This is a genomic window from Bradyrhizobium prioriisuperbiae, assembly GCF_032397745.1.
Classification (GTDB): Bacteria; Pseudomonadota; Alphaproteobacteria; order Rhizobiales; family Xanthobacteraceae; genus Bradyrhizobium_A; species Bradyrhizobium_A prioriisuperbiae.
In genome coordinates this window covers 8,078,976-8,091,054 of the sequence record NZ_CP135921.1, presented here as the reverse complement: position 1 = coordinate 8,091,054, position 12,079 = coordinate 8,078,976, and the positions used below count along the sequence as shown (strand labels likewise).

The following is a 12,079-nucleotide window of genomic DNA, read 5'->3' as shown; positions in this document are numbered from 1 at the left end:
CAGCCTCATCGATTCACGCGCGGATCAAGCAGGGCGTAACTGATGTCGGTCAAGAGATTGACCAGCAGATAGACCATCGCAACGATGAGGGTGATGCCCATGATCGCGGGCACATCGAGGGTCGCGGCGCTGCGGAAGGTATAGCGGCCGAGGCCCGGCCAGGAGAACACGGTCTCGGTCATCACCGCGCCGGTGAGCAGGTTGGCGTAGGCGAGGCCGCCGAGCGTGACCACGGGGATCAGCGCATTCGGCAGCACGTGTCCGAGGATGATGGCAGATGGCTTCAGGCCCTTGGCGCGGGCGACGCGCACATAGTCCTGCTGGATGCTCTCCAGCATGCTGGCCCGCATGGTGCGGGTGATCAGTCCCAGTGTCGCGGCGGCCAGCACAATGGAGGGCAGCACGAGATGCGCGGCCGCATCACGGAAGGTGTCCCAGTCGCTGGCCAGCAGGCTGTCGATCAGCATCAAGCCGGTGATGGATTGCGGCGGGAAGGCGACCGCATCCAGCCGCCCGGGGCCCGGCGCGATTTCGAGTCCGCCATAGAAGATCGCCAGCACGATGAAGGCGAGCCAGAAGGTCGGCGACGACACGCCGACCAGCGACACCAGCCGGGCGACATGGTCGATCCAGCTGTCACGCCGAACGGCTGCGATGATGCCGAGTGGAATTCCGATCACCAGTGCGAGCAGAAAGCTGATAGTCGCGAGCTCGAGAGTCGCGGGTGCGAACTGAGCGATATCCTGCAGCACCGGCCGCTGCGACGAGATCGAAATTCCGAGATCGCCGTGCAGCAGGCCTTTCAGGAAAATGAAGTAGCGCTCCCACAGCGGCAGATCGAGGCCCCATTTGGCCCGCCACTCCGCCACGAACTCCTTGTTGGAGGCGGCGACGTCGCCGAGCTGTGCGAGGATCGGATCGCCCGGCACCATGTTGGCGATCAGGAAAATGACCAGTGTCGCCAGCAGCGCCATCAGGACGGTCAATCCTAAACGCGAAACCAGGAAGCGCAGCATGGCCAGCTCCGTCAGTGCCGCTGCAGGTCACTGATGCGGGCGATGTGTGTGCCAGCCGGGGCCGGCATCGTGCGCCGATTGCGAACAGCCATGAATCCCTCCCGATGTCGTTTATTTTCATTATTTGCCGTATTAGATCGTTCTAAATTCTGGGTGACGCCATGTCAATTGTCATTTATGGTCGCGGTCAAATCATGGACGTCGCGAGCAAAAAATTGTTCCGCAGGGAGGAGAGATCGCGTTCAGCAGGTTTGCTGCGAGCGCGCACGCGTGGGAATGCCAGGGAACAAACCCCGTTGCCGGCTCGCTTATCGACGCGGCGGGCAGCTGGAGTCGCGCAGGATCAGCTTCGGCTCGAACACCATGCGGCGCGGCGGTGCGTCGGGATGTTCGATGCGCTGCAGCAGCAGCTGTGCCGCCGCGGCGCCGATGCCGACGGAATCGATTGCAACCGTAGAGAGCGCGGGCGTCCACAACTCAGCTTCGGCGAGATCGTCATAGCCAACGACAGCGAAATCGCGCCCCGGTTCGCGGCCGACCTGACGCAGTCCCAGCATCACGCCGAAGGCGATGACGTCGTTGAAGCAGACAGCGGCAGTCGGCGGATTCTTGATCTGCAGCAGGGCCTTCACGGTGCTCGCACCGAAGCTGCGGGTCGGCGCCGTGCCCGGCACGATCAGATCTTCGTCGATTGGAATGCCGTGTTTAGCCAGCGCGTCGCGATAGCCCTTGCGCCGCTCCGCACCGGTGGAAATCAGGTCGGTTCCGCCGATCATGGCGATGCGCCGGTGCCCCAGCTCGATCAGATGTTCGGTCGCCATCTGCATGCCGGCCTGGTTGGCATGGCCGGCATAGTCGAGGCCGCAGCCCGCGACATTGCGCGAAATCAGCACGCAGGGAATGCCTTGCTCCTTCAGCCGCTTCAGCGTCTGGCGCGTGGTGCCTTGCGACGGGCAGATCGCAAGCCCGTCGGCATTGTACTCGCGCATGGTGGCGATGAACTGGTCCTGCCGGGCCGGGTCTTCCTCGGAGTTCGCAATGAACACCGTGCGTCCGAGATCGAAAAAGGCACGCTGGATCGCGGCCGTCAGCTCGGCGAAATAGGGATTGGTAATGTCGTTGATCGCGACGCCAATGGTGTGGGAGCGCTGGGTGCGCAGGTTCGCCGCGCCGCGATTGTAGACATAGCCCAGCGCGGTCACCGCCTCGAGCACGTTCTCCCGCGTCTTGTCCGCCACCAGCGGGCTCTTGCGCAGCACCAGCGACACCGTTGCCCGCGACACGCCGGCGTGTTGCGCCAGGTCGTGCAGGGTGACGCGCTGCGCGGGCTGCCGGCTTTTGCTGGGACGTTTCATGCCCGCTTCGTGCACCTTTTTCCCACCCTTCGTCAAACTGTGATTACGTGAGAGGACATCCCGATGGAAGATGAGGTATTGCTCAAACAGGACGGCGCCGTCGCCGAAATCATCCTGAATCGCCCGGCCAAGATGAATGCCGTCACCCCGGAGATGTCGGCCGCGATCGAGCAGTTCTGCCGCGATCTCGACCGCGACGACAGCGTGCGCGTGGTGCTGGTGAGAGGGGCGGGGGAGCGCGCTTTCTGCGCGGGCAGCGATCTGAATGCATTGGCGGAATATCCGACCGCCTGGAAATTTCGCAACCGCCGGGAATACGCGACCTTCGTGCGCGACATGCGCAAGCCGGTGGTCGCTGCGCTGCATGGCTGGGTACTTGGCGGCGGTGCCGAGATGGCGCTGTCGGCCGACATCCGGGTGATGGGACGCAGCGCCCGTCTTGGTTTTCCCGAGGTGCAGCGCGGCTGGGTCGGCGGCGGCGGCGCGTCGCAGTTGCTGCCCCGGCTGATCGGATACGGCCAGGCCATGCGCTTGCTGCTGACCGGCGATCCGATCAGCGCCGAGGAGGCCCATCGGCTGGGCATTGTCGAATACCTGGTGGACGATCAGGAGGTCCTGGATACGGCGAGGGGTCTTTGCCGCAAGCTCGCGGGCTTCAGCCCGGTGGCCGTGGAATCCGTCAAGGCCTCCGTCCGCATGGCATTGACGTCGACACTTCCGGCCGGTCTTAGATATGAGAATGAAATGAACACACTCTGCTTTGCGGCGGGCGATCACATGGAGGGCATTCGTGCCTTCCAGCAAAAACGGGATGCGGAGTTCAAGCAATGACCCTTGGTGTTGCCGTCGTCGGTTTGGGGATGGCCCACAAGCCGCATATCCAGAGCCTGCGCGAATTGTCCGGCCGGGTCCGGGTCATTGCGTGCCAGACGCCCAGCGTGGCGCGGCAGCAATCGTTCGCGAAACTTCATCCGGACCTCCCGGTGACCGGTGATCTCGATGCGGTTCTCGGTGATCGCGCTGTCGACGCCGTCATCCTGCTGACGCCGCCGATGAGCCATCTCGATCTGGTGGCCCGGTGCGCCGCGGCTGGCAAGCATGTGCTGCTGGAAAAGCCCCTCGACGTGACGTCCGAGCGTGCCCGGCAATCCGTCGAGGCCATGCGCAAGGCCGATCGCCGCTTCGGCGTGGTGCTGCAGCATCGCTTCCGGACGGCGTCGCGCAAGCTTGCCGCGATCATGCAAAGCGGTGAACTCGGCGAACTGGTGTCGGGCTCGGCCTCGGTCCGCTGGTGGCGCTCGCCGGAGTATTTCGCGGAGCCGGGCCGTGGCATGAAAGCGCGCGACGGCGGCGGTGTACTGATCACGCAAGCGATCCACACCCTGGATATGTTCCAGAGCCTCACCGGACCGGTCAGCCGGGTCGCGGCGATGGTGAGGACGTCACCACTGCGCAAGATCGATACCGAAGACATCGTCGCGGCTGCCGTCAGCTTCGGCAACGGCGCGATCGGCACCATCGATGCCACCACGGTGGCGTTTCCCGGCTTCTCGGAGAAGATCGAGCTCGCCTGCGAGAAGGGCACCGCCGTGCTGGAGGCGGAATCGCTCGCGGTGTTCTACCACGATGGCCGCACCGAACGCTTCGATGGCGGAGAGTCGAAGAGCGGCGGCGCCGATCCGATGGCGTTTTCCAACCAGGCCCACAAGGCGCTGATTGCCGACTTCCTCGATGCGATCGAAGAGGGGCGCGAGCCGGCCGTCAGTGGCCAGGAAGCCTTGAAGGTCCACCTTCTGATCGAAGCGCTGCTGCAGTCCTCGGCAACGGGAGCGCCGGTCAGCATCGCGTGAAGCAATTCCATCGGCGTGCACCCATCTTTGGGCGTTACCGTTTAAGAGATGAAGTTATCCCACCCACATTGTCATCACCGGGCTTGTCCCGGTGATCCCGCTTAGGGAGGCAGTGCGCCCCTAAGCGAGGTTGCCGGGACAAGCCCGGCAACGACAAGGAAGTTCTTCCTCCGCGGTCTCTGCGTTTCACGCCTTCGGTTTGGTGTCGTACATGTCGATCTGCCAGCCAGCTGCCGTCAACGGCAGCTTGTCCAGGGTGTTGCGGACCGCAATCTGGTAGATCGGCTGGAACAGAATGATGTAGTTGGCCTGGTCGACCACGCGCTTCTGGTAGTCGACCCAGAGTTCGGCCTGCTTCTTGGGATCCTGTTCGCCGGCGGCGCTGCGCACCAATTTGGTGACATCCTCCGGCACCGTCCAGTGCACCCGCTTGGCGACGCGTTCCACGGTCGCCGCGGCCCACAGCAGGTTTTCCACCGCCGGCGGATTCCAGAACGTCAGCACGCCGCCTTGCGCCTTGTTGCCGGTGTAGGTGGTGCGCAGGTTGACCTGGTCCATCGGCGTCAGCTTGGCGCGAATATTGACCCGGGCGAGGTCGGCCTGGATTTTCTGCGCCAGGGTCTGATAGGTCACCCCCGCAATGGCCGCGTTGCCATAGGCGATGTCGAACTCGAAACCTTCGGCAAGGCCGGCGCCTTGCAGCAGCTTTTTCGCCTTGTCGAGGTCCTGACGGAAGCCGATCTGCTTGGCGATCGCGTCGGTCGACCCGGACACGCCGATCGGCAGGAAATTCGCGGGGCGCACCGCCGCGCCGCCGAGCAGGCTGTTGATGATGCCGTCATAGTCGATGGCATGGGCGATCGCCTGGCGCGCTTCCTTCACGGCGAGGGCCTTGTTGTACTCCGCCTCCTGGGTCAGCGCCATGTAGACGAAATCGAGGCTGGTCAAGGCTTCCAGCCGCAGGTTGGCGTCGGACTTGATGGTCGCGATCTGTTCCGGGATCAAATTGAAGGCGATGTCGATGTCGCCGCGCCGGATCGAGAGCAGTTGCGCCGCGCTGTCACCGATATGGCGAATGATGACCCGATCGAACGGCGGCTTGCCGCGCCAGTAGTTGTCGTTGCGCACGAACTGGATCTGGGCGTTGCGTTCCCACGCCACCAGTTTGTAGGCGCCGGCGCCGGCGGAATTGGAATTGAGCCAGGTGGTGGCCTTGTCCTTGGTCTTGGCCTCCTTGCTGGCATCGCCGCCATTCTGTTCCACCAGCTTGCGGTCATAGATCACGAAGCCGGGCGCGGCGATGATGGTCAGCAGCGGTTGTGACGGATCCTTCAGGATCACGTCCACCGTCTTGGCATCGACGATCTCGGTGCGGTCGACGTGGGAGATGTACTGTGACGTCTGGTCGCCGAGATACAGCACGCGGTCGAGCGACCACTTCACGTCTTCCGCCGTCATCGGGTTGCCGCTGGCGAACTTCACGCCTTCGCGCAGCGTAAAGCGCCAGCCCTTGCCGTCCGGCGTGCGCTCCCATTTGGTGGCCAGTGCCGGGCGAATGGTGATGTAGTCGCCGGGCGCCATGGTGACCAGCATGTCGTAGGCGGCGAGCAGGGTCATCGGCGGCGTGTACTGCGCCTGTCGCGCCGGATCCAGCGTGATGGTGTCGCTGATGTCGAGACCGATGACGAGGGTGCTCTTTCGCGATTGAGCGAACACGCGATCGGGCAGGCCGGCCGCGATCGCCGCACCTCCGATGCCGAGCAGTTTCGCGATGTCGCGGCGGCTCAGCCACCCGTGGTTGACCGTCATTATATTGCTCCTCCCAGTGTTGTGTTGCGCCAGTGATCTGGTCGCTCGGCTTGTTTTGGCTAGTCGTTGTCGGGGTGTTGTTGGATCGATCTAAATCAGGTGCGAAAATCGGATGTCGTCGATGTCGCGTAGTTTGCGGTGCCGTCGGTCGGTTCGTCAATGCGGCCAAGTGCTAGCCGGAGGCCAATTCCGTCGGTTTCTTTCGTGTCAGCAGCGCTGTTTCACCGTCCTGCACGATCTCGCCGCGCTGATTGCGAACCGTGAAGCCGAGGGTAAGAATGCCGCGGTCGCCCTTGCTGGTGAGCCGCTTGGCCTTGACGGCAACAGCGACGCCGATCCGGTCGCCGGCGATGATCGCGCCCTTGAAGTTCCAGTTCCAGCCCAATGACGCAACCGCCATGATCCGCACCGAGGAGCGGTTCTTCAGCCCGTCGGCCATCGCGAGCCCGAGCAACCCATGGGCGATGCGTGCGGGAAAGCCCTGGGTGCGGGCGAACTCGTCGTCCATGTGCACATCGAAGAGGTCGCCTGACAGGCCGGCGAAACCGACGATATGGGATTCGGTCACCACGATATGGCCGGTGTCATAGTGGTCGCCAACAGCGACATCCTCGAACCAGTATTCACCCGGTCCGAGCCGTCGCGATGGGGCGTCCGTCAGAGTCGCATTCATATCCACCTCTACAATGTCGGAAGCGACAGTCCTCCGTCGACATGGACGACTTCGCCGGTCGAATAGGGGAAGGCGCCGCTGGCCAGCGTGGCGACGGCGCGTCCGACATCCTCGGGCTCGCCCCAGCGCGACAGCGGTGCGCCATTGTCGGCGAAGATGCGATCGTATTTGTCCTTCGCCACCGCCGTCATGGCGGTCCGGATCACGCCGGGACGGATTTCATAGGTGTGAATGCCTTCACCGGCCAGCCGCAGCGCGAACAGTTTGGTCATCATGCTGAGGCCGGTTTTCGAGATGCAGTATTCGGCCCGGTCGGGGGAGGCGGCCTCGGCATTCATGGACGAGATGGTGATGATGCTGCGAAAGCCCGCAGTGGGCGTTGCCACCATGCGCCGGGCACAGGCCTGGGTCAGGAAGAACGGCCCGCGCAGGTTGATGGTTATCAGCCGGTCGAAGCTTTGCGATGTCACATCGAGAATGTCGCCGCGGGTCGCGACCGACACGCCAGCATTGTTGACCAGGCAGTCGATCCGGCCGAACTCCGCCCACGCCGTCTCGATCAGGTCCTGATGATGGTCGATCGCAGCGATGTCGCCGACGACGGCCTTTGCCTCGGCGCCGCGCGCGGCAAGCAACGCCAGGGTTTCGTCCAGGTCAGCTGACGCCTGCATATCATTGACGACAATGCGGAAACCTTTCTCCGCCAGCACCAGCGCAATCCCGCGGCCGATCCCGCGCCCGGCGCCGGTGATGAACGCGACCTTGGGTTTCTCCGCAGGCATGTTGTCTCCCGATGGCCCCATTCGAGGGAGCCCGATTTAAATCGATCTAATACGGCAAAAAACCATAAAAGCGCAAGCCGGATTTGCGGTGATGTGAATATCGCCAGCAGCGCTGTTGTCCCACGGTGCTAAGAAACGGGGCGGTTCGACACCCTCGGTGTCATCGTCCGGCTCGACCGGACGATCCAGTAGGCGGCAAGGCCCGTTGATGGAACGATGACGTTGAAACGGCGGGGTGCCGGCCGATATTCGTGAATTCATCACGCACCAAACACACCGGGAGTACTGGATCGCCCGGTTAAATGTTTAGCCCGGACAGATCACTAAACCGGGCGATGACACTGAGAGTGATGAGACGCTTCAATATTCAGCGCTGATCCCGCGCCGATGTGGCGGCTTCCCGCTATTCGGCAGCAGATGCCGCCGGCGTTCGCGCAGACACAGCAAACCCCTCGTAGTCGCTGGCGGCGACATCGTCGCAGATCTGGCGATAGGCGCCGACGCCACCGATGTAGGGCATGAAGATCCGTGGCTTGCCGGGAATGTTGGCGCCCATGTACCAGGAATTAGCCTGCGGATAGATGGTACGGTGCGCGACCTCGTTGACGTGATCGACCCATTCGTCCTCGGCCGCGCGCGTCGCTTCGATGCGGTCGAGGCCACGCGCGCGCAAAGTGTCGATGCAGGCAGTGATCCAGTCGACATGCTGCTCGATCGACACGATCATGTTGCTGAGCACCGAGGGGCTGCCGGGACCGGTGATGAGAAACAGGTTGGGAAAGCCGGCGCTCATCAGGCCGAGATACGTGCGCGGGCCCTCGGCCCATTTTTGGTTGAGTGTGAGGCCGTCTGGGCCGGTGATGTCGATCTTGGCGACCGAGCCGGTCATGGCATCGAAGCCGGTCGCGAACACGATGGCATCGAGTGTGTAGCCCTTGTCGCCCGAGCGCAGTCCGTGCGGCAGGATTTCATCGATCGGCGTTGAGCGGATGTCGACCAGCGTCACATTGGGTCGGTTGAATGTTGCATAATAGTCGGTATCGACACAGATGCGTTTCGCGCCGATCGGGTGGTCGTGCGGCTGCAGCAGCTGTGCGACGGCGGGGTCACGAACGATGTCACGAATTTTCCCGCGGACATAATCCGACGCGGTGTCATTCGATGCCTTGTCGAACAGTAGGTCGTTGTACGTCGCCATGAAGCTGATGCCGCCGCGCAACCAGCCGGCCTCATACACACGCTGCCGCGCGTCCTCGGTATCGTCGCGTGCCCCTTTTTCGGGGATCGGCATCAGGATGCCGTTGCGCGATTCCGTGCGCGCGCGGTGGCGTCGCTCGGCATAGTCGGCCTTCCACGGCTGGGTGATATCGGGCGTCAGTGCCGCGTTGTGGGCGGGGACGCTGAAATTCGGCGTGCGCTGGAAGACATGGAGATGATCCGCCTGTTCGGCGATGAGGGGAATCGACTGGATCGCGGAAGATCCGGTGCCGATCACCCCGACACGCTGGCCGGTGAAATCGACAGTCTCATGCGGCCAGTGGCCGGTGTGATAGGTCTTGCCGCGAAAATTTTCGAGGCCCTTGAACGCCGGAACCCGGGCGTTGGACAGGCAGCCGGTTGCCAGAATGAAATAGGTGGCTGAGACCGTTCGGCCGTCTGAGGTATGGATCGACCAGCGGTTGGTTGCCTCGTCGAACGCTGCAGTGTCGACGCGGGTGTCGAGCTGGATGTTGCGGCGCAAATCGAAACGGTCGGCGACGTGATTGGCGTATCGCAGGATCTCCGGCTGCGGCGCGTAGCGCTCGCTCCAGTCCCATTCCTGCTGCAGTTCCTCCGAGAAGGAGTAGGAGTACTGCATGCTTTCGACATCGCAGCGGGCGCCGGGATAACGATTCCAGTACCAGGTTCCGCCGACGTCGCCGCCTTGCTCATAGACCCGCACCGACAGGCCGAGACCGCGCAGGCGATGCAGCATGTAGAGTCCGGCGAAACCGGCGCCGACCACGACGGCATCGTAGCGATCGCTGGTGGCGGACTTCTGCATGGCGTCCATCGCATCTCGCTCCCGGATATGCTTTTTGTCTTGGTTCGCTCAGCATTCTATGCGGATTGCCAGCCGGCAATACGCAAAACTGCAGACGAGACAAGCGATGCCATGACCTGTTGCGATGGCCCGCTGCGATCAGCCCTGCGTTATTTCGGCACTTTCAGCCAGGCACCGATCTCGGCAAGTGCGACTCCCGCTTTCGGCAGCAATTTGCCCATGGTGATGAAACCGTGGAACTGGCCGGGATAGGTCTGATACGTCACGGTCACGCCTGCTTCGGCAAGACGCTTCGCGTAGTCGTCGCCCTCGTCGCGCAGGGGATCGCCGCCGGCGGTCAGGACAAAGGCGGGCGGCAGGCCAGCGAACGTCTTGACCCGCAGCGGAGATGCTTTCCAGTTCTCGATATCGGCCGGGCTGTTGAGATAGTGGTCGCGAAACCAGCGGATCACCGAATGCGTCAGCAGGCAGTCGGTTTCCGGTTCGCTGTGAGACGGATGGGTCATGGCGAAATCGGTGGCGGGATAGATCAGCACCTGACCCGCGAGTTTCGGGCCGGCCTCGCGCGCGGTGATGGCAACGATGGCGGCGAGATTGCCGCCGGCGCTGTCGCCGCCCACGAACAGCTGCGTGGTATCGATGCCGAGTTGCTTCGCATTGTCTGCGATCCAGTTGGTCGCCGCGATGGCATCGTCGGCGGCGGCAGGAAACTTGTGCTCGGGCGCCAGGCGATAGTCCACCGAGATCACCAGAAGCTGGCCTTCATTGGCCAGCGTCCGGCAGGCCACGTCATGGGAGTCCAGATTGCCGATCACCCAGCCGCCGCCATGGAAAAACACCAGGCAGGGCGATTGACCGCCGCTTTGCCGCAGCGTTTGCGGCTTGTAGAGGCGCGCCGGGATAGAGCCGTCAGGTCCGGGAATCGCGAGCGTCTCGACGGATGCGACCGGTGGCGGGTCGGGGTTGGTGACCAGGCGGGCCGCCAGATAGTACTCGCGGGCTTCTTGAGGCGTCAGCGTCTCATAGGGCGGGCGGCCGGCCTCGCGAAAAGCCTGAAGCACCGCGGCGGCATCGGGATCGAGCTTGATTGGCATGGGATGGTCTCTGTTGGTCGTGTCTAATGGTTGCGCCCTTGAACGGGATCGTCAGGTCGTTGTGCGGCCGCCGTCGACGGGATAGGACGATCCCGACACATAACTTGCATCGTCGGAGCCGAGGAAGCCGACGACCGCGGCCACCTCGGACGCGAGACCAAGACGGCGGGCAGGAACGCGGTCGACGATTTTCTCCAGCGGCACCGGTGTGCCGGAATTCCGCCCGTCGATGATCGACCTCAGCATGCGGCTCTCGATCAGTCCCGGACAAATGCAATTGATCCGGACCTTGGTGTCGCTGCATTCCGCCGCAGCGCTCTTGGTCAGGCCGATGACGGCATGCTTGCTGGCGCTGTAGACAGCGATCAGAGGGCTGCCGATCATGCCGGCGATCGAGGCGGTGTTGATGATGCTGCCGCCGTCTTGCCGCCTCATCACCGGAATCACGTATTTCATGCCCAGGAAAACGCCGACCACATTGACGTCGAGCACGCGACGAAATGTCTCCAGCGGATAGTCGGTGATCGGGGTGATATCGCCCTCGATGCCGGCATTGTTGAAGAAAATATGCAGGCCGCCCATCCGCTCCACGGTCCGCTGCACATAGGCAGCGACCTCGTCCTCGCGGGTGACATCGGCGACGATCGGCAGCACCTCGGCCGACGCCGGTAGCGCTTGGGTGGCGCGCTTGAGGCCGTCGGCATCACGGTCAACAGCCACAATGCGGGCGCCGCGCTCAGCCAGCAGCTTGATAGTGGCTGCTCCGATTTCACCGGCGGCACCCGTCACCAGCGCCACCTTGCCGCTCAACACACCTTGTCCCGCCATTGCAAGCTGTTCCTTCCCAGTGGCCGGACGTTGAAGGACTGCGCCGGCCTTGGCTGTGAGTATTTCATCCGGCTCGCGGCGTGGCTATAGCGTTTTCGAGCGAAGTGGATGCTGGTTCGCGTGAAGAAAATGCGTCAAACAAAATCGAGAGTCCCGTTTCGGTTTATCGAAGCGGGACTCTCGGGCGGATTCTGGTGTTGGTTTTCCGTGGCATGGGATTATTGGGTGTTCAACGCCGGGCCGGTGCAACTGCGGATGCCGCCGCCCTTTTGAGATCGGCCGCGATGATCTCCATGCCCGCCAGCATCGCCGCGGATGCCGCACGACGCGGATGGGTGCCTCGCGATAGTCCGGCATCGCGTTGTCAGGTCGTTGCTGTTGAACCGGCGCGCTTTCCCTGACGTCATGTCCAAGGATGATGCGCTGGAACAGTTCATTCGCCGCGCCGTGTTCGGCGTGTGGCAGCCGCTCGGCGCCCGCCGAATAGGCGACGCGTCGGATCCGCAGGCGGTCGTCGATCCCGTTGGCAACGTAATCGGCATCGGCAACATCGATGTGGCCGATGTCTCAGGGATGCCACGTCTACCGACTGCCACATGCCCACCATCATGATCGCTGAGAAGATCAG

At 63.1% G+C, this 12,079-nt stretch carries 11 protein-coding genes; 3 read left to right on the top strand and 8 right to left on the bottom strand.

Features of this window, described 5'->3' with window-relative positions:
- Positions 1 to 5: 5 nt before the first annotated feature.
- Both RS897_RS37465 and RS897_RS37460 read right to left on the bottom strand, forming a co-directional pair.
- A complete protein-coding gene (locus RS897_RS37465) occupies positions 6 to 1,016 on the bottom strand; it encodes an ABC transporter permease (RefSeq protein ID WP_315833689.1) in 1,011 nt (336 codons plus the stop codon).
- 308 nt (positions 1,017 to 1,324) lie between these two features.
- A complete protein-coding gene (locus RS897_RS37460) occupies positions 1,325 to 2,371 on the bottom strand; it encodes a LacI family DNA-binding transcriptional regulator (protein ID WP_315833688.1) in 1,047 nt (348 codons plus the stop codon).
- Positions 2,372 to 2,434: 63 nt separating this feature from the next.
- Between RS897_RS37460 and RS897_RS37455 the strand changes: the two genes are divergently transcribed.
- Positions 2,435 to 3,202, top strand: a complete 768-nt coding sequence (locus RS897_RS37455) for an enoyl-CoA hydratase/isomerase family protein (RefSeq protein WP_315833687.1) — start codon at positions 2,435 to 2,437, stop codon at positions 3,200 to 3,202.
- Positions 3,199 to 4,221, top strand: a complete 1,023-nt coding sequence (locus RS897_RS37450) for a Gfo/Idh/MocA family protein (RefSeq protein ID WP_315833686.1) — start codon at positions 3,199 to 3,201, stop codon at positions 4,219 to 4,221. The genes RS897_RS37455 and RS897_RS37450 overlap by 4 nt, the downstream gene beginning before the upstream one ends.
- Positions 4,222 to 4,407: 186 nt before the next feature.
- Here RS897_RS37450 and RS897_RS37445 read toward each other — a convergent pair whose 3' ends face one another.
- The 6 genes from RS897_RS37445 to RS897_RS37420 all read right to left on the bottom strand — a co-directional run bounded on the left by RS897_RS37445 (position 4,408) and on the right by RS897_RS37420 (position 11,451).
- Positions 4,408 to 6,030 carry an ABC transporter substrate-binding protein gene (locus RS897_RS37445; protein WP_315833685.1) on the bottom strand — a complete coding sequence of 541 codons (1,623 nt, stop codon included), beginning with the start codon at positions 6,028 to 6,030 and terminating at the stop codon, positions 4,408 to 4,410.
- A gap of 172 nt (positions 6,031 to 6,202) precedes the next feature.
- A complete protein-coding gene (locus RS897_RS37440) occupies positions 6,203 to 6,703 on the bottom strand; it encodes a MaoC family dehydratase (protein ID WP_315833684.1) in 501 nt (166 codons plus the stop codon).
- An 8-nt stretch (positions 6,704 to 6,711) separates the two neighbouring features.
- Complete coding sequence (locus tag RS897_RS37435) at positions 6,712 to 7,485, bottom strand: 3-ketoacyl-ACP reductase (protein ID WP_315833683.1); 774 nt, start codon at positions 7,483 to 7,485, stop codon at positions 6,712 to 6,714.
- Between the two features lie 403 nt (positions 7,486 to 7,888).
- Positions 7,889 to 9,538 carry a flavin-containing monooxygenase gene (locus tag RS897_RS37430; protein WP_315833682.1) on the bottom strand — a complete coding sequence of 550 codons (1,650 nt, stop codon included), beginning with the start codon at positions 9,536 to 9,538 and terminating at the stop codon, positions 7,889 to 7,891.
- 140 nt (positions 9,539 to 9,678) lie between these two features.
- Positions 9,679 to 10,623, bottom strand: a complete 945-nt coding sequence (locus tag RS897_RS37425; protein ID WP_315833681.1) for an alpha/beta hydrolase — start codon at positions 10,621 to 10,623, stop codon at positions 9,679 to 9,681.
- A gap of 51 nt (positions 10,624 to 10,674) precedes the next feature.
- Positions 10,675 to 11,451 carry an SDR family NAD(P)-dependent oxidoreductase gene (locus tag RS897_RS37420; RefSeq protein WP_315833680.1) on the bottom strand — a complete coding sequence of 259 codons (777 nt, stop codon included), beginning with the start codon at positions 11,449 to 11,451 and terminating at the stop codon, positions 10,675 to 10,677.
- Positions 11,452 to 11,856: 405 nt separating this feature from the next.
- Here RS897_RS37420 and RS897_RS37415 point away from each other — a divergent pair, with 405 nt between their 5' ends.
- Positions 11,857 to 12,063: a GMC oxidoreductase gene (locus RS897_RS37415; RefSeq protein WP_315833679.1), complete on the top strand. Its 207-nt coding sequence runs from the start codon at positions 11,857 to 11,859 to the stop codon at positions 12,061 to 12,063.
- Positions 12,064 to 12,079 lie beyond the last annotated feature (16 nt).